At 59.3% G+C, this 17782-nt stretch carries 15 protein-coding genes, 1 tRNA gene and 1 pseudogene; 10 read left to right on the top strand and 7 right to left on the bottom strand.

What is annotated here, in order from left to right; translation table 11 throughout:
• Positions 1–700: 700 nt before the first annotated feature.
• From CLU94_RS03880 to CLU94_RS03870, 3 genes are read right to left on the bottom strand one after another with little or no spacing between them, the layout of a single operon-like run.
• On the bottom strand, positions 701–1702 hold the full coding sequence (locus tag CLU94_RS03880; RefSeq protein WP_099664686.1) for a hypothetical protein: 1002 nt from the start codon (positions 1700–1702) through the stop codon (positions 701–703).
• Positions 1699–2571 carry an ABC transporter ATP-binding protein gene (locus CLU94_RS03875; protein WP_099664685.1) on the bottom strand — a complete coding sequence of 291 codons (873 nt, stop codon included), beginning with the start codon at positions 2569–2571 and terminating at the stop codon, positions 1699–1701. The genes CLU94_RS03880 and CLU94_RS03875 overlap by 4 nt, the downstream gene beginning before the upstream one ends.
• Positions 2568–2948, bottom strand: a complete 381-nt coding sequence (locus CLU94_RS03870; RefSeq protein ID WP_077402228.1) for a GntR family transcriptional regulator — start codon at positions 2946–2948, stop codon at positions 2568–2570. The genes CLU94_RS03875 and CLU94_RS03870 overlap by 4 nt, the downstream gene beginning before the upstream one ends.
• Before the next feature lie 190 nt (positions 2949–3138).
• Here CLU94_RS03870 and CLU94_RS03865 point away from each other — a divergent pair, with 190 nt between their 5' ends.
• A complete protein-coding gene (locus CLU94_RS03865; protein ID WP_143451338.1) occupies positions 3139–5430 on the top strand; it encodes a hypothetical protein in 2292 nt (763 codons plus the stop codon).
• A gap of 146 nt (positions 5431–5576) precedes the next feature.
• On the opposite strand, the gene CLU94_RS03860 is transcribed toward CLU94_RS03865, so the two are convergent.
• The 3 genes from CLU94_RS03860 to CLU94_RS03850 all read right to left on the bottom strand — a co-directional run bounded on the left by CLU94_RS03860 (position 5577) and on the right by CLU94_RS03850 (position 7613).
• The gene (locus CLU94_RS03860) at positions 5577–6332 is read right to left on the bottom strand and encodes a UDP-2,3-diacylglucosamine diphosphatase (RefSeq protein WP_099664683.1); all 756 of its coding nucleotides are present in this window, start codon (positions 6330–6332) and stop codon (positions 5577–5579) included.
• Between the two features lie 86 nt (positions 6333–6418).
• Complete coding sequence (locus tag CLU94_RS03855; protein ID WP_070221314.1) at positions 6419–6910, bottom strand: peptidylprolyl isomerase; 492 nt, start codon at positions 6908–6910, stop codon at positions 6419–6421.
• Between the two features lie 73 nt (positions 6911–6983).
• On the bottom strand, positions 6984–7613 hold the full coding sequence (locus CLU94_RS03850) for a peptidylprolyl isomerase (RefSeq protein ID WP_099664682.1): 630 nt from the start codon (positions 7611–7613) through the stop codon (positions 6984–6986).
• A 279-nt stretch (positions 7614–7892) separates the two neighbouring features.
• Here CLU94_RS03850 and cysS point away from each other — a divergent pair, with 279 nt between their 5' ends.
• From cysS to CLU94_RS03815, 8 genes are all read left to right on the top strand, one after another.
• Positions 7893–9290, top strand: coding sequence for a cysteine--tRNA ligase (gene cysS / locus CLU94_RS03845; RefSeq protein ID WP_099664681.1), 1398 nt, complete (start codon positions 7893–7895; stop codon positions 9288–9290).
• Positions 9287–10000, top strand: coding sequence for a DNA-3-methyladenine glycosylase family protein (locus tag CLU94_RS03840; RefSeq protein WP_369811602.1), 714 nt, complete (start codon positions 9287–9289; stop codon positions 9998–10000). Before cysS ends, CLU94_RS03840 begins: the two co-directional genes overlap by 4 nt.
• 54 nt (positions 10001–10054) lie before the next feature.
• Complete coding sequence (locus CLU94_RS03835; RefSeq protein WP_034756951.1) at positions 10055–11029, top strand: acetyl-CoA carboxylase carboxyltransferase subunit alpha; 975 nt, start codon at positions 10055–10057, stop codon at positions 11027–11029.
• A gap of 100 nt (positions 11030–11129) precedes the next feature.
• On the top strand, positions 11130–12548 hold the full coding sequence (gene tilS, locus CLU94_RS03830; RefSeq protein WP_099664680.1) for a tRNA lysidine(34) synthetase TilS: 1419 nt from the start codon (positions 11130–11132) through the stop codon (positions 12546–12548).
• 196 nt (positions 12549–12744) lie between these two features.
• Positions 12745–13992 (top strand): aspartate kinase, encoded by a 1248-nt coding sequence (locus CLU94_RS03825; protein ID WP_099664679.1) that lies wholly within the window; start codon positions 12745–12747, stop codon positions 13990–13992.
• Between the two features lie 110 nt (positions 13993–14102).
• A tRNA-Ser gene (locus tag CLU94_RS03820) sits at positions 14103–14195 on the top strand.
• A gap of 292 nt (positions 14196–14487) precedes the next feature.
• The gene (locus tag CLU94_RS28835; RefSeq protein WP_306558292.1) at positions 14488–14760 is read left to right on the top strand and encodes an Arm DNA-binding domain-containing protein; all 273 of its coding nucleotides are present in this window, start codon (positions 14488–14490) and stop codon (positions 14758–14760) included.
• A 30-nt stretch (positions 14761–14790) separates the two neighbouring features.
• Positions 14791–15696, top strand: a complete 906-nt coding sequence (locus CLU94_RS03815; RefSeq protein ID WP_306558291.1) for a tyrosine-type recombinase/integrase — start codon at positions 14791–14793, stop codon at positions 15694–15696.
• A gap of 967 nt (positions 15697–16663) precedes the next feature.
• Here CLU94_RS03815 and CLU94_RS03810 read toward each other — a convergent pair.
• A pseudogene (locus CLU94_RS03810) lies at positions 16664–17398 on the bottom strand (IS256 family transposase); the annotation flags it as partial.
• Between the two features lie 90 nt (positions 17399–17488).
• On the opposite strand from CLU94_RS03810, the gene mads1 reads away from it, so the two are divergent.
• On the top strand, positions 17489–17767 hold the full coding sequence (mads1, locus tag CLU94_RS03805; RefSeq protein WP_373609838.1) for a methylation-associated defense system helix-turn-helix domain-containing protein MAD1: 279 nt from the start codon (positions 17489–17491) through the stop codon (positions 17765–17767).
• Positions 17768–17782 lie beyond the last annotated feature (15 nt).

The following is a 17782-nucleotide window of genomic DNA, read 5'->3' as shown; positions in this document are numbered from 1 at the left end:
TAATGTGTTTCGTTTCCTTGCTTACTCCGGCGTGGCTTGGGCCGTGGTTGAAATTGGGTATTGCCGATGCAGATGGTGAAAGTAAAACATAACTGGCAAAAAAACGCTGGCGTAATGGAACGTCGGCCCTGAAATATTTAAAATGCCATTTTTGCATTTGTTTTGCATGGCGTTATTTTCTTGCATCCTGTTTTTCCGATAACTGGCTTGCCAGCCGATACACCTAGAAAGATAGCGGTATTTGCATGCAGGCCGCACCAGCTCTCACTCTGATGGTAGTTTCAATTTTGAAACTTTCAATTCAATTTTTATCATTTTTCATGACTCTATTCTGTCAAGCTTTGCGCAAGTGAATAATCACGGATTGTCACGGAATGGGACTTTCAGGCTGAATCCGCTATCCGGTTGCAGTGTTTCTGCGTCTTTCATCGAAAAAACCCTATCGCTATCGAATTGCTAGTTGTTGCTTTTTTGTATGGTGATTATCAAATTTGATTGGTAATAAAATACGATAGAAATAATTATTTGTAATTTTTATATCGAACTGATGCTATCGAATGAATAGTCGTTATTCAGAGAGGGAATTTTTTAATAATCACTATCAGAAAGGTAGTTATTATTTTCAGATGTTTTGCCAGCGCAGAAATAGAAAACGCCCCGATGGGCGGGGCGTTTTTGAGGGGGAAGAGCTAGTGCGCTGTCAGCCTTCCTCGCGCCAGCTGCGCAGGCGGATGGCGGCGTAAATCAGTGCCGCGCCTGCCGCCGCGCCGAGCCAGACGGCCGGCAAGGCGAGGCTGGACCAGGAATTGCTGAACACATCGATGCGTGTCATGTGCGATCCCCCCTCTGCCAGGGCGTGCATGCGCGGCAGCAGTTCCGGTTCGAACAGATACCAGCTGCCGGGGAGGGTGCCCAGCAGGGCGCGTCCGATGACATTCATCTGTATCCAGCTGACATCGCTTTCCGTCTGCGTCAGCTTGCCGGCCCAGACTGTCAGGATGAGCAGCAGCAACGGCACGCCGACGGCCCACAGGAAGACTTTCGACTTGGCCCAACTCGATACCATCAGCAGCCAGCCGACAGTCGGCAAGGCCCACAGGCAATACACGGGCAGCAAGCCAAACACGCGCAGCGGTCCCAGGTACAGGCCGGAAGAGCCCAGCAGTTCGGCAAACACGTGGATGCCGTTGACCGCCAGCACGCCGCTGAGGATCAGGATCAGGGCCAGCGACGTCAGGCTGGCGGCAGCGGCCACGATCAGCGGCGCGACCAGCAGGGCGATGGCCGCTTTCGACAGCACCGTCTGCGCATCCGAGATGGGCAGCGATTTCCAGAACAGCACGCTGCGGTCGCGGCGGTCGTCATGCAGGGCGCTGAGGCAATAGAAAAATACGAGGAAGCCCAGCGCCAGGAACAGCGGCGCGGCCGCGTACGTATAGTTGTTGGCGACGGCGTCGATGATTTCCGTGCGGCGCGGGCCAAAGGTGCGCGTATTGAAGACGGTGCTCCAGGAAATTTCCTCGCCATTGACGATGAGCGCCGTGTGCATTTTGGTCTTTGCGACGGTCGCGGCCGCCATCAGGGCGCCCAGCACCGTCATGACGACGCCGATCAGGGCAGGCGTCCACACCAGCATGCCCTTGTGTTCCCACAACTCGCGCCGGAGCAGCCATTGCATCTTGTTTACAGGGGAAATACTCATTGGTACGATCCTTTCATGGTCGCGACAAACAGGTCAGCCAGGCTGGGCGTGCGTACTTCGCCGAGGGCAGCCAGCTGGGTGCGGGCGACGCCATCGAACAGCATCACGGACTTGCCGAACACGCTGCGTTCGCTGATCGGCTGCAGGGCGCGCGCCGGATTGACGTGCTGCGGGCCCACCATCACCTCGATATAGCGCTCACCCACCTCTTCCATGCTGGACGCCAGCACGATCTTGCCGTCGCGAATGAACATCAGGTCGCTGAGGATGTGTTCCACTTCCTCGATCTGGTGCGTGGTGATGACGATGGTCTTGTTTTCATCGAAGTAGTCTTCCAGCAAGTTCTGGTAGAACTGCTTGCGGTACAGGATATCCAGGCCCAGGGTCGGCTCGTCGAGCACCAGCAGCCGGGCGTCGATGGCCATCACCAGCGCCAGGTGCAGCTGCACCACCATGCCCTTCGACATGGCCTTGACCTTCATCTTCGGCGACAGCTTGGTGTGGGCCAGATAGCGTTCGGCCTTGCTGCGGTCGAAACGTGGATGCACGCCGGCAACGAAATCGATGGCGTCGACCACGCGCAGCCAGCCCGGCAGGATGGCCACGTCGGCGATGAAGCACACGTCGTCCATCAGCGCGTCGCGCTGCACGCGGGGATCGCGCCCCAGCACCGACAAGTCGCCATCGAAGCCCGTCAGGCCCAGGATGGCTTTCAGGGTGGTGGTCTTGCCGGAACCGTTAGGCCCGATCAAGCCGACGATGCGCCCCGGCGCGATATCGAAGCTGATGTTGTCGATGGCCACCTGCTTGCCATACTGCTTGCGCAGGCCGCGCGCGCTGATGACGCTGTCCTTGTTCAGTGCATTCATGCGTTCTCTCCGTGTGCGCCGCCGTCGCGGCTCGCTTGCAGCAGTTGATCGAGATCAAGGCCCAGGCGGGTGATGTGTTCCAGCAAGGCTGGCCATTCTTCGCGCAGGAAGCGTTCGCGTTCGCTGGCCAGCAATTTGTCGCGGGCGCCTTCCAAGACATACATACCGAGTCCTCTGCGTTTTTCCACCAGGGCATCGTCGACCAGTTCCTGGTAGGCGCGCGAGACCGTGATGGGATTCAATTGATAATCGGCCGCCACCTGGCGCACCGACGGCAAGGCGTCACCGGACTGCAGCACGCCATCGAGCATCATGCCCACCACCCTGGCCTTGAGCTGGCGGTAGATGGGGCTATTGTCGTTCCATTCCGCGCTCATGGGATGCGCTCCGACAAGGGCGGGGCGGCGCGGCGCGTAAAAAGTGCTGTAGGCATCGAAGCTCCGTGGTGCATTGGGTTAGTGTTGTAGTTCACTATAACAGTGAAAATATAAATGTCAACATTTTCATGTTTCTCTATCCATGGAGAAACTATAATGTTGCGTGTTTGAAAATCCTACTTGATAACTTTTGGCGTGCATCGTCGCCACAACCATGAAAGCAGAAATGATAAATTGCTTTGGAGAAGTACAAAACCTGTTCAGACGCGCCGGTTGCGGCGCCGCCCTGTTGGCGCTGTTGAGCGCCTGCGGCGGCGGTTCCGGCGATGCCGGTGCACCCACGGCGCCCACCGTGCCGGTGACCGAGGCGCCAAGCTATCTGGTGGGCGGCACGGTCAGCGGCCTGGTGCCTGGCGCCCAAGTGGTGCTGGCAAGCGGTGAGGAAAAATTGACCGTGACGGCCAACGGCGCATTCCGTTTTGCGGGCAAACTGGCGCCGGGCGCCAGCTATGAAGGCAAGATCGACAGCACCTCGGAAGGCCTGGGGTGCATCATTGCGAATGCGAATGCGGCGGCGACGGTGGGCAATGCGGACGTCAATACGCTCGTCGTGCGTTGCCTGCCCGTCGTGCTGGCGGGCGTGCAGGCGAAAATCCAGAATGTGTCCGGCATGGTGCAAGATAAGGCTGGCAATTATTACATCGCCGATGCCATGCGACAAGTCATCCATAAAGTCACGCCTGCCGGCGCCTTGAGCGTGCATGCGGGCATTTCGGGCAAGGCGGGCGCGGACGATGGTGTCGCTGCCGCCGCTACTTTCCACATGCGTGATGGCTTTTCGTTCCTGGCGATCGACCGCGCAGAGAATCTGTATCTCTTCGATATTTGCAATGCACTCTTGCGCAAGATTACGCCAGCTGGCGTGGTCAGCACGGTGGCGGGCCAGCGCAACGCAGCCTGCAATTGGTCAAGTCCCGAAGCCGTGGTTGCCGATGGACAGGGGGCGCAGGCGCAATTCGGCTGGATCACCGGCATGACCATGGATAGCAATGGCGATGTCCTGCTTGCCGATTCGACGGCTCCCGGTATTCGCAGGGTGACGCCTGGTGGCCTGGTCCGTACCGAGAAGCTTGTCGATGCCATGGGGGGGCTGATCTACGCGTCGCAACTGGCCGTCGATGCCAGCGGCGCCATTTACTTCAGTGACGGTGCTGGCACCCGCCTGTTCCGTTGGCAGCAGGGCGTGGCCATCGTGGTTGCCGGAGGCAACAAGCGCGTGAGTGAAGACGGCAAGGGCGCCGCCGCCGGCTTCCGTAATATCCGCGGCATGGTGGCCGACCGTGACGGCAATGTGCTGTTGGCCGATGCCGCCTCGCTTCGCCGGGTGACACCGGATGGCAATGTGACGACGTTGGTGGGCGGGACGGTGACCGATGCGGCGGGGGCATCCGCCGGCTGGACGAGCCTCGGTACGCTCTTGCTGGAGCCTTCAGGCAGCATGATTGTGTACGATGTCAGCAAGCGCCGCCTGAACAGGTTTGACACGACAAAGACGTTATCCACCATGCCTTTCATGCCGGGCAGTTCGGGCGTGACGGAAGGCGTTGGAGGGGCGGCCCGCGTGGGCAACGTGGGCGGCTCGGGCATGTGCAGCGATCCTGCCGGCAACGTCTATCTGCTCGATAGGACCAACAAGGTGTTGCGCCGTGTGACGCCGGACGGCACTTTCAGCGTCTATGCGGGTATTGCGGGCCAGGCGGGCAGCAATGACGGGCCGCGCGCAAGCGCGACCATGCATGACCCTGTTGCGATCGTCTGCGACAAGGATGGCGCTGTGTACTTTGCCGACAAGGCAGCTGCGGGCACTGCATTCAACTTGCGCAAGATCGGCAAGGATGGCCAGGTATCCACGCAAGAAGCTTTACCTTCCGGCACAGGTACACCCTTGCAGTATCAACTGGCGATCGACAAGGATGGCTATATGGTTTGGCTGGGCTGGGGCCGCGAAGGCATCTTCCGCCGCGCTCCCGGAGGAACGTTCTCGGCGTTCCTGTCATTCGAAACCATGATGCGTTCGCTGGGCGAGACGAATTTCAATTGGGCGTACTTAGACCCGAACAGCCTGGTTTTTGACAGCAAGGGCAATCTGTATTTTGATGACTATATTCATCAAGTCGTCCTCAAGGTCGACCGTGCAGGCAAGGCCAGCGTTTTTGCCGGGACCTTGAACAAGGGCAGCGGCGGCGATGGCCCGCCAGGCGCGGGTGGCTTGTCTTTTTCTGGCATCGCCAGCCTGGCTGTCGATGCGAACGACAATCTTTACCTGAGCGGCCAAGGCTGGTTGCGCAAGATTGATACGGCCGGCGTCATTTCCACGCCAACCATGGCATGGGGCCATCCGGACATCACTATGCTTACCTTCGGGAATGGAATCCTGTTTGGCTTCACGGCCCAGGCAGTGGTGCAGACGCCTTTGCCTTAAGCGTAACGACGCGCAGGCGACGCTGGTGTCTTCATCAGCCTGGCCTGCAAATCCAGCCTGTGGTAATAAGTATGCATGCTGCCATGGCAGCAAGGCCAGGCGGGTTCGGCTATCGGAAAAACGCCCGTGACGTGGTCGGCGACTGCCTAGTCGATGATGTCGCCGTTCAAGTCATGGCGCGTGATGTTGCCGCGCGCATCGATGGCGATCCAGCCGCCGCGTGGCTGTTGTGGCGGCGTCACGTCGCATTCCCAGTCGGGCAAGACATAGCGCAAGGTTTCGTCAACTTTATGCAGGGCGGGGCGGTGCGTATGGCCGTGGATCATGACGGTGCTCGCGTGTTCGGCAAATACTTGTGCTACGGCATCGGGCGTGACATCCATGATGTCCATGGTTTTTTCGCCATTGTGCTCGCGGCTGCTTTTGCGCAAGCCGTCGATGATCGCCTTGCGCTGCGCCAGCGGCATTGATAAAAACTGTTTTTGCCAGGCAGGCTGGCGCACCATGGCGCGAAACTCCATGTATTGGACGTCTTTCGTGCATTCGGCGTCGCCATGCAGCAAGACGATGCGCCGGCCGGCAAGCGTGGCCACGTGCGGTTCGCTGAGCAGGGTGGCGCCGGCGGCGGCGGCAAAGCCGGAGCCGACAAGAAAGTCGCGGTTGCCGGCGATCCAGTAGACGTGCACGCCCGCATCGCTGACGGCGCGGATGGCGGCCGTCATGCGCGCATTGAACGGGTCTTCCAGGTCATCGTCGCCAGCCCAGTATTCGAACAGGTCGCCTAATAGATACAGCGCTTGCGCATATTGCGCATGGTGTTCCAGGAAAGAAAGAAACGCCGCGCTGGTGCGCGGGTGCGAGCTCTGCAGATGCAGGTCGGAAATAAAGAGTGCGGCAGGCATTGTCATCGTTCAACGCTCCCAGAAAGTGATGTACATGGAGAGGCGCAAACGCTGCAATGCCTGTTAGTCATGGTGCAGTGGCCGAATTAAACTGCTTCGACTTTTTCGATGATGACATCGGTGACTGGCACATCGGCGAACATGCCGGCGCGCGAGGTTTTCACGGCGCGGATGGCGTCGACGACTTCCTTGCCGTCGGTGACTTTACCGAACACGGCGTAGCCCCAGCCGTCCTGGCCTGGGTAGTCGAGGAAGCTGTTGTTCTTGATGTTGATGAAGAACTGGGCCGATGCCGAGTGCGGATCCGACGTGCGGGCCATGGCCAGCGTGTAGGTATCGTTTTTCAGGCCGTTCTTGGCTTCGTTTTCCACGGTGGTGTCGGCTGGCTTTTGTTTCATGCCTGGCTCGAAACCGCCGCCCTGGATCATGAAGCCGTCGATGACGCGGTGGAAAATCGTGTTGTCGTAGTGGCCGGCTTGCATGTAGGCCAGGAAGTTGGCAACCGTTTTCGGCGCTTTCTCGGCGTCCAGTTCAGCGGTGATCTTGCCCAGATTGGTGGTGATGATAACGGAGGTCATGATGATCCTTAATAAATTGGATGAATAATTGATTCAGCGGCGCCAGGCAGGCGGGCGCCGCAAAAACGCTATTTTACAGTTTTGCGGGCGCTGTCTTGAGTAAAGTCGCCGATTCGATCACCACGGGGGTGACGGGCACGTTCTGGTGCGGGCCCTTGTCCGCCACGGGTACGGCCTTGATCTTGTCGACCACGTCCATGCCGCTGACGACTTTGCCGAACACCGTGTAGCCGAAACCGTCGCGGCCAGGGTAGTCGAGCGGGCCGTTGTCGTTGACGTTGATAAAGAATTGCGCGGTGGCCGAATGCGGGTCGCCCGTGCGCGCCATGGCGATGCTGTAGGTCACGTTCTGCAAGCCGTTCTGCGCTTCGTTCTTGATGGGCGCTTTCGTCGGTTTCTGCTTCATGTTCTTGTCGAAGCCGCCGCCCTGTATCATGAAGCCATCGATGACGCGGTGAAATACGGTGCCCTTGTAGTAACCGCTGTTGACGTACTGCAGGAAATTGGCCACGCTTTTCGGTGCTTTTTCCTGGTCCAGTTCCAGCACGATCTCGCCCATGCTGGTTTTCAGGGCCACGTGCGGCGTTGGGTCGACGGCGGTCGCCGGAGCGGCTGCCACGACGGCACTGCCCAGGGTCAGGCCGGCAAACAGGGTGCAAAAGCGGGCCAGGAAAGACAGGCGTTTCGATTTGATTTCTTGCATGAAGGCGTCCTTGATCGTTATTTTTCTTTAAACTTGCTTTAATTGTAAAGAAGTGAAAATTCGGTTGAACATCGTAAAAACCTGATTCATATCGGGCCAGTATGGTTTTTATCAATGTTATACTTGACCGCTAACGCCCTAATTCTAACAAACAAGAACAACAATATAGCGGGTCGTACAGTCTTCGGCGCACACGGCAGTTCTGTGGCGCGGCACCCCCGGTGTCCGCGCCTGTCTGTCGTTTTGCCAGGCTGGCGACCGCTCCACTTGCAAAGCACGATGAGCAATCTAAAGATTTACAACACCCTGGCTCGCGAGAAGCAGGTATTCGTCCCGATGGAAGCGGGCAAGGTTCGCATGTACGTGTGCGGCATGACCATCTACGATTATTGCCATATCGGCCATGCGCGCATGATGATGGCGTTCGACGTCATTTACCGCTGGCTGAAGGCGTCCGGCTTCGACGTCACCTATGTGCGCAACATTACGGACATCGACGACAAGATCATCCGCCGCGCCGTGGAAAACGGCGAGACGATTTCCCAGCTGACGACGCGTTTCACCCAGTACATGGATGAAGACACGGCCGCGCTGGGCATTTTGACGCCCGACTACACGCCGCGCGCCACGGAATACGTGCCGCAGATGCTGCGCCTGATCGAACAACTGGAAGCCAAAGATTTGGCTTACCAGGGTGCGGATGGCGATGTGAACTATGCCGTGCGCAATTTCCCCCACTATGGCAAGCTGTCGGGCAAGTCGCTCGACGACCTGCGCGCGGGCGAGCGTGTCGACGTCAACACGGGCAAGCGCGATCCGCTCGACTTCGTGCTGTGGAAGTCGTCGAAAGAGTCGGAGCCGGAAGAAGTCAAATGGGATTCGAAGTGGGGCAAGGGCCGCCCGGGCTGGCATATCGAGTGCTCGGCCATGTCGTGCGCCTTGCTCGGTGAACAATTCGACATCCATGGCGGCGGCGCGGACTTGCAATTCCCGCACCACGAAAACGAGATCGCCCAATCCGAAGGCGCGTTCGGCCATACCAGCGTCAATTACTGGATACATAACGGTTTCGTGCGCCTGGACAATGAAAAAATGTCCAAATCGCTGGGCAACTTCTTCACCATCCGCGAAGTGCTGCAAAAGTTCGATGCCGAAGTGATCCGCTTCTTCATCCTGCGCGCGCACTACCGCAGCCCCCTGAATTACTCGGACGTGCACCTCGACGACGCGCGCCTGTCCCTGACCCGTTTGTACACGGCGCTGGCCGACGTGGCGGTGGAAGAGGGCGCCATCGACTGGAGCGAAGCCCATGCCGTGCGCGTGCGCGAAGCGATGGATGACGATTTCAACACGCCGCTGGCCGTGGCCGCCCTGTTCGACCTGGCAACGGAAGTCAACAAGAGCAAGTCGCCCGCCCTGGCCCGTCAATTGAAGGGGCTGGCGGGCGTGTTCGGCTTGCTCGAGCGCACGCCGCAGCAATTCCTGCAAGCCACCGTCGGCGCCGCTGACGGCGACCAGGATGAGGCGGCCGGCATCGAAGCGGCCATCGCGGCGCGCAGCGCGGCGAAAAAGGCGCGCGACTTTGCCCAGTCCGACAAGATCCGCGCCGAATTGTTGGCTGCGGGCATCATTCTTGAAGACAAGCCTGACGGCTCGACCAACTGGCGCCGCGCATGATGCCAACGTCCAGGGAAAACGGGGAAGCCCCGGTGGCGGCGCAGGTGATCCAGGTGCCGCATTACTGGGAAGAGGCGAAGATCGAGCTGATGAAGCGCGACCGCATCATGAAAAAGCTCATCCCGCAATTTGGCGACCTGCACCTGGTCGGCCATAGCGACCCGTTTACCACCCTGGCCCGTTCGCTGGTGGGGCAGCAGATCACGCCCAAGGCGGCGGATGCTGCCTGGAAAAAACTGCTGCTGGCTTGCCCGAAATGCACGCCTTCGCAAGTATTGAAGGCAGGCGCCGAGCAACTGTCCGCCTGCGGTTTGTCCAAACGCAAGACCGAATACATCCTCGACCTGGCCGACCATTTCAAGGCCAAGCGCGTGCACGCGAGTCAGTGGGACCAGATGGATGACGAAGCCGTCATCGCCGAACTGGTGCAAATCCGCGGCATCGGCCGCTGGACAGCCGAGATGTTTCTGATATTTAATCTGCTCCGGCCGAATGTCTTGCCGCTCGACGACCCCGGTTTGATCCAGGGCATCAGCGTCAATTATTTCTCCGGCGAACCAGTTTCCCGCAGCGATGCGCGCGAAGTTTCCGCCAATTGGGAACCGTGGCGCACCGTGGCGACGTGGTATTTGTGGCGCAGTCTCGACCCTGCAGCCGCCCCTGCCGCATCCGATACAGCCCCCGGCGCACCAGCCGGTACGGTAAAATAAACATAGATGACGCCGCGCGCCCTGGCGCCGTGGCCGGTAAAACCTGGAGGTACAATGACTAAAACGACTTTCCTCAATTTTGAACAGCCGATCGCGGAACTCGATTCCAAGATCGAAGAGTTGCGCTTCGTGCAAGACGATTCGGCCGTCGACATCTCGGAAGAGATCGACCGCCTGGCCAAGAAGAGCCAGCAACTGACCAAGGATATCTACGCCAAGCTGACCCCTTGGCAAGTGGCGCAGATCGCGCGCCACCCGCAGCGCCCCTACACCATGGATTATGTGAATGAAATCTTTACCGATTTCCACGAATTGCATGGCGACCGCAGCTACGCGGACGATTTGTCCGTCGTCGGCGGCCTGGCCCGCTTCAACGGCCAGCCGTGCATGGTCATCGGCCATCAAAAGGGCCGCGACACGAAAGAGCGCGCCATGCGCAATTTCGGCATGCCGAAGCCGGAAGGCTACCGCAAGGCCATGCGCCTGATGAAAGTGGCTGAAAAGTTCAACTTGCCTATCTTTACCTTCGTCGACACGCCAGGCGCCTTCCCCGGCATCGACGCGGAAGAGCGCGGCCAGTCGGAAGCGATCGGTCACAACCTGTACGTGATGGCGGAACTCAAGGTGCCGCTGATCGCCACCATCATCGGTGAAGGCGGTTCCGGCGGCGCGCTGGCCATCGCCGTGGGCGATGCCGTGCTGATGCTGCAATACTCGACCTATGCCGTGATCTCGCCGGAAGGCTGCGCCTCGATCCTGTGGAAGAGCGCCGAGCGCGCCTCCGATGCGGCCGAAGCGCTGGGCCTGACGGCGCACCGCCTGAAAGCCATGGGCCTGATCGACAAGATCATCAACGAACCGCTGGGCGGCGCCCACCGCGATCCGAAACAGATGGCGACCTTGCTGAAACGCGCACTGGCCGACACCCTGCGCCAGTTCCACGGCATGAAAACCAAGGACTTGCTGGCCGCGCGCCATGAAAAACTGCTGAGCTACGGCAAGTTCAAGGAAACCACGCCGAGCGAGTAAACCATCGCCGGCGCAGGCCGGCAGCAAGAACACCAGGGACAGGCAGCCAAGCGACATCACTCGTTTGGCCACCTGTCCCTCTTTGCATTCCAGGAGTCTTATGAAAAAGCAACAAAACGCCACCGTCGCCGACATCTTCGCCAGCGCGCTGGTAACTTGCGGACCGCAAGCCGGCGAAGCGGTCGGCATCGCCCTCAGCGGCGGCCTCGATTCCTCGGCCCTGCTGCACCTGGCGCATGCCTGGGCGCAAGAGCACGGCGTGGCCCTGCACGCCTTCCACGTGCACCATGGCCTGAGCCCGAACGCGGATGCGTGGCTGGCGCACTGTGGGCAGTTGTGCGCCGGCATGGGCATCGCCTTCGAGGCACGCAAGGTCACGCTGGAAAAGAATGCGAAAACGGGCACGGAAGAGGCGGCCCGCAAGCGCCGTTACGCGGCCCTGGGCGAGCTGTGCGCCGCGCACGGCGTGCGCCTGCTGCTGACGGCGCACCACCAGGATGACCAGGCGGAAACGGTGTTGCTGCAATTGCTGCGCGGCTCCGGCACGGCGGGCTTGTCCGGCATGGATGGCGCCAACAGCGCGCCCGAGCTGCTGGGCAATCCTGACCTGGTGATGGCGCGTCCGCTGCTGCCCGTGTCGCGCAGGCAACTGGAGGCGTACGTGGCGAAACATGCGATTGCGCATATCCACGATGAGTCGAATGACGATCCCCGCTTTGCCCGCAATGCCTTGCGGCACCAGGTGATGCCCGTGCTGGCGCAGGCGTTTCCCGGTTTCCAGGAGCGCTTCGCCCGCAGCGCCCAGCACGCGCAATCGGCGCAGCGCCTGTTGACGGAACTGGCGACGCAGGACCTGGCCGCCTGTCTCGACGGCGACTGCATCGAGCTGGCGAAATTGCGCGCGCTGAGCGCGGACCGCTGCTACAACCTGCTGCGCCACTGGTTCGGCACGCGCGGCTTGCGCATGCCGTCGACGGCGTGGCTGGCGGAAATGCTGGCGCAGCTGCTGGAGGCGCGGCCCGATGCGCAATTGCTGGTCACGCATCCCGAATGCCACGTGCGGCGCCACCGCGACCGTCTGTACCTGACGCCGAAGCTCGATGACCTGGCCGGCATGCGCGAGCGTGACGATGCGGGCATTCCTGGCCTGGAAAAAGCCGGCCAGGAGTTTGCATGGAAAGGCGAGGCCAGCCTGGCCTTTCCCGCGTATGGCGGCGTGCTGCATTTCGATGCGGTGGAAGAGGGCGGCCAGGGTATCGATATTGCCTGGTTGCAATCTCAAACCTTGACGATCGATTTCCGCCAGGGTGGCGAGCGCTTGAAACTGGCCTTGAACCGTCCCACCAAGAGCTTGAAATACCATTACCAGGCGTTTGACGTGCCCGCCTGGGAGCGCGAACGCCTGCCCCTTGTCTGTGCGGCGCAACAATTGCTGTTCGCGGCTGGTATTGGCCTCGATTGCCATTGCCTGAGCCTGCTGGATCGTCCCCGCGTGGCCTTGCGCTGGGTCTCCTGCTGAGCGTAAGGGCAGCCGCCACGGCCACTCCCGGGGTGGCTGCCAAGCGGCTGCTCAAGCCAGCTGGACTGCATGGATTGGTTATTTCCATATACGCAATCGGTATGAGCTAATGCGCTTTTTAGCTTGTTATTTTGCATTGCGGCATGTAGAGTAAAGCCCTCCTTTTTTATTCTTCTTGAGCGGAAACTTCACTCTTATGGCTTTAATCGTCCACAAATATGGCGGTACGTCGATGGGCTCGACTGACCGTATCAAGAATGTCGCCAAGCGCGTTGCCAAGTGGCACGACGCCGGGCATCAAATCGTGGTGGTGCCATCCGCCATGTCGGGCGAAACCAACCGCCTGATTGGACTGGCCAAGGAAATCATGGATCAACCCGATCCCCGTGAACTTGACATGATCGCCTCGACAGGCGAACAAGTGTCCGTCGGCCTATTGTCGATGGCACTGCTGGCGATCGGCAAACAAGCCGTATCCTATGCTGGCTGGCAAGTCGCGATCAAGACCGATTCCGCCTTTACCAAGGCACGCATCCAGTCGATCGATGACGAAAAAGTCAAACGCGACCTCGATGCAGGCAAGATTGTCATCATTACCGGTTTCCAGGGCGTCGACGAACACGACAACATCGCGACCCTGGGCCGCGGCGGTTCGGACACCTCGGCCGTGGCGATCGCCGCCGCCATGCAGGCGGCCGAATGCCTGATCTTCACGGACGTCGACGGCGTCTACACGACCGACCCGCGCGTGGTCTCCGAGGCGCGCCGCCTGAAGACCATCACCTTTGAAGAAATGCTGGAACTGGCTTCGCTGGGTTCCAAAGTGCTGCAGACGCGCTCGGTGGAATTTGCCGGCAACTACCGCGTTCCCACGCGCGTGCTGTCGTCGCTGACCGACCCGATGTTGCCGCTGGAAATAGAAGCCAATTCAGGCACCCTGATTTCGTTTGAGGAAGATACAAACATGGAACAAGCAGTCATCTCCGGCATCGCCTTCAACCGCGATGAAGCCAAAATCACCGTGCTCGGCGTGCCCGACCGCCCAGGCGTGGCGTACCACATCCTGGGACCGGTGGCGGACGCGAACATCGAAGTCGACATGATCATACAGAATCAGTCGGTAGACGGTAAAACGGACTTCACCTTCACCGTCTCGCGCGGCGAATACACGCGCGCGCTGGCCGTGCTGGAAGCGAACCGCGAATCGCTGGGCGCGGCCAGCATCACGGGCGACGCGAAAGTGTCGAAACTGTCCGTCGTCGGCGTGGGCATGCGCAGCCATGTCGGCGTCGCATCGCAAATGTTCCGGACCTTGTCGGAAGAGGGCATCAACATCATGATGATCTCCACTTCCGAGATCAAGATCTCCGTGCTGATCGATGAAAAGTACATGGAACTGGCCGTGCGCGCGCTGCATAAAGCGTTCGAGCTGGAAAAAGCTTAAATATCCAAAAATATTGCCCCACGCCCTTGACCAAAGGGGGGGCAATCGATATTATGACGTTCGTCGCTGCAGCGCAGTTAGCTACAGAGACATAGTTGAGTAATCAGCTAGGAGACGTGGCCGAGTGGCCGAAGGCACATCCCTGCTAAGGATGCATACGGCTTATACCTGTATCGTGGGTTCGAATCCCACCGTCTCCGCCAGTATTTCTAAAAACCCGCTTCGGCGGGTTTTTTCATTTCCGCTCCTCATAGGAGAAACCACGTAAATCCATCCGCCAGCGTCCGCTGCCTGCCGCGTCAATCCTGCATCTGCTGGGGGGTAGGCTGGGGGGGAGGAATGGCTGTGTGCGCTGCCTTCAAGCGTACGTCACCGATCCTGTTATGTCCCGCCTGTTGCCGCAACTGACCTTGCGCGGGATCAAGTGTCGTTGCCAGCACGCGCTTGATCGCGCGCTAAAATTAGTACGGGTTCTCGCAATGCGGGAGTGGGGGCATGACAATCAGGATGAACAAGCTGTCGGCGCTGGCCGTAGGTCGCGCCAGGGAGCCAGGGTATTACGGAGATGGCGGCGGCCTGGTGCTGCAAGTATCCGGCGCTGGCGCCAGGAGTTGGCTGTTTCGTTACAGCGTAGCTGGCAGGCGTCACGAAATGGGACTGGGTTCTTGTCTGGCAGTCGATCTGGTCGAGGCACGCAAAAAGGCCCGGCAATGCCGTTTGCTGCTGAGTGAAGGGCGTGACCCGCTGGCAGTGCGCCGCCAGCAATAGCAGGCAGGGATGCTGGCGCGTGCGCGTCAAATGACCTTTGAGCAGTGCGCGGCATCCTATATCGCGGCGCATCGGCACGGCTGGAGAAATGCCAAACATGTGGCGCAGTGGGAAAACACCCTGGCCGCTTATGTGTTCCCATTGGTGGGGGCGTTGCCTGTCGCGGCGATCGACACCGACCTGGTCGTCAAGGTGCTCGATGCAATCTGGTTGTCAAAGACGGAGACGGCAACGCGCATACGCGGCAGAATCGAATGCATACTCGACTGGGCAACGGTCAGTGGCTTTCGTCAGGGAGAAAATCCGGCGCGCTGGAAAGGCCATCTGGAAAATCTGCTGGCCAATCCGAACAAGGTTTCTCCAGTAAAAAACCGGCCGGCCCTGCCGTGGCAAGAGATTGGCAGATTCATGGCCGCCTTATCGTGTCAGGAAGGGATTGCTGCCAGGGCGCTGGCGTTTGCCATCCTGACGGCTGCGCGCTCAGGAGAGGTCAGGGGTGCGCGTTGGCAGGAGATTGACCTGGAGGCGGCGCTGTGGACGATTCCAGCGCAGCGTATGAAGGCAGGCAAGGAGCATCGCGTGCCGCTCTCTGGTGGGGCGCTTGCGCTGCTGCGCGCAGTGCCGCGTCAGGGAGACATCATCTTTTCAGGCCGCAAGCGTGGCACGCAGTTGTCGGACATGAGTTTGACGGCAGTCTTGCGCCGCATGCAGTTTGAGGACATCACCGTGCACGGTTTCCGTTCTTCCTTCCGTGATTGGTGCGCCGAGGCGGCAGCCAATGCCTTTTCACGTGAGGTATGCGAGCATGCGCTGGCGCACCGCTTGCCGGACAGGGTGGAAGCTGCCTACCGGCGCGGCGACTTGTTCGACAAGCGTATCGTGCTGATGCAGGCATGGTCTGACTTTTGCACCAATCCCGCACCGTCTGTCGTGTGATGGCATGCCCCATGGAGTATCCTTGCGCGGGCTGAGGACTGGCATGCGTGTTCAGGCGCCTTGCAGCCACTGTCCGCATCCCGTGCCGCCATGCGCTCCTGAACCAGGCCGGCAAGCGTTCCTGGAGTCTTGCGGAGGCCAGGAAGGTGGCTTCCTTGAAGCTTGCTTAAATCCGGCTACGCTATTTTCCGCTGCTTGCCGACACTTCAGGCAGGCGGCTGAAGCGCGCCTCGTTGAGCGTTGGCGCGCCAAGGTACTCTGGCGTGGAGGAAGGAGTCACTTGGGACGTGTTTCTCTTCAACGGTGAGGCAGGATCGGTGCCAGCACGACGGCAATGGCGCAGACCGGATCGCCGTCCTGGCGTCACCAGTTGATCGTTGGTGCAGGTATCGTCGCTGAAGTCCAGAAATGCGACGAAATTCTGGCCGCGCTTCGCTGATGGTGGCGTTTGAGCAAGGCACGCAGTTGTTCTGCACAGGATTCTTCATGGTATTTAATCGTCCTCATGTCGTGCGGAACATGCACGGTTAAACCACAAATCTGGCACGGTTGAACCACAAATCTGACACGGTTGAAGCCTGAAATGCCACGGTTGAAAGCAGATATGGCACATATAAGGCCTTATAAGGCCTTATTTGCTTTCAACCGTGCCAAAAAAGGGGTTTGGTCGACGTCGCGTCCGACGATTTTAGTGGTTCAGTCGCTGCGCGAAGCGGGGCAGGATAGGTGAAGTTAGCTAACCGGCGGGCCGGCTAGCTAACTTCACACCTGCTTATTCGCACTTCGTGCTCAACGTGTGAAGGATGCCTGAAGGGACGCAATCCCGACAGCGGTTGGGGTGCTGGGGTCTAATCGTCGAGAACGCCTCGATAGGTGGAAAGTACACCACTTGTGGCGTTAGTCATGACGACATGAAGTAGCATTCATTTTGGACGTATAAGAAATTCTGTGTGTGCGGGGCCGGGTTTTAGTTAATCGCGTTTGTGAAGCGTTCGCCAAACATGATGGCAAACTGATTGGCCGCCAGCTTCCAAGTCCGCTGCGGCATCTTCCAATCTTTTTCGATATTACGCAAGGCCAGGAACAGCAGCTTGGTCACCGCCTCATCGCTGGGGAAATGACCAGGATTCTTGACGATCTTTCGCAGGCGCATATGCAAGCTCTCGATGGCGTTCGTGGTGTAGATGATGGTGCGTACCTCCGGCGGGTGGGCGAAGAATGGAATCACTTGTTGCCACTGGCGCCGCCACATGGCCGCCACCGTCGGGAATTTCTTGCCCCACGGCTCCGCCTCAAATTTGTCCAGCGCCGCCGCTGCCAGATCGGTATTGGCGGCCTGCTAGATGGGCATCAGAGACGCCGCCAGTTCCTTACGGTCCTTTCAGGCTGCCAGCGTGGTCAAATTACGAATCAGGTGCACGATGCAGGTCTGGATCTGTGCCTGCGGATACACCGCCTCAATGGCCTCAGGGAAGCCGCGTAGTCCGTCAATGACTGCGATCAAGATATCGTCCAGTCCACGGTTCTTGAGCTCGTTAAATACCTTCAACCAGAGCTTGGCGCCCTCGGTCTGCTCGATCCACAATCCCAGCACTTCCTTGCGACCGTCGGCTCGGATGCCCAGCGCCAGGTAGGCTGCCTTATTCTTGACCGTGCCCTCGTCGCGGATTTTCAGACGCAAGGCGCCGAAGTAGACAATCGGGTCATGGACGCGTCTTGGGTCACGGCGAACGGCGATCTGACTTAATTGAGTGACACTCGTCGGGCAGATGGCATGGCCGGCTGAGGGACTATGATATTCTGCTCTCTGTTGTACTCCCTTGCACTAGCTTTCCACCTGATTGCTGTCTTTTTTGCCATGAAAACTACGACTGACAGTGTTATGACCGTGAAGGAAGTCGCAGACTACCTGCGCGTGAACCAACGTACCGTCTATCGACTGGCCGTGGATCGCAAGTTGCCCGGGTTTAAGGTGGGAACGTCTTGGCGTTTCAAGCGAGCAGACATCGACCGTTGGATCGACGCTCAGGCAGCTTCAGGGCTGCCTGAGTCAGAGGATGGGATCAGGTAGCCGTCCAACAAAAAG

It is taken from the genome of Janthinobacterium sp. 13 (assembly GCF_002749695.1).
Taxonomy (GTDB): domain Bacteria; phylum Pseudomonadota; class Gammaproteobacteria; order Burkholderiales; family Burkholderiaceae_D; genus Janthinobacterium; species Janthinobacterium kumbetense.
The sequence above is the reverse complement of the archived record's forward strand: the minus strand, read 5'-3'. Positions and strand labels throughout refer to the sequence as shown.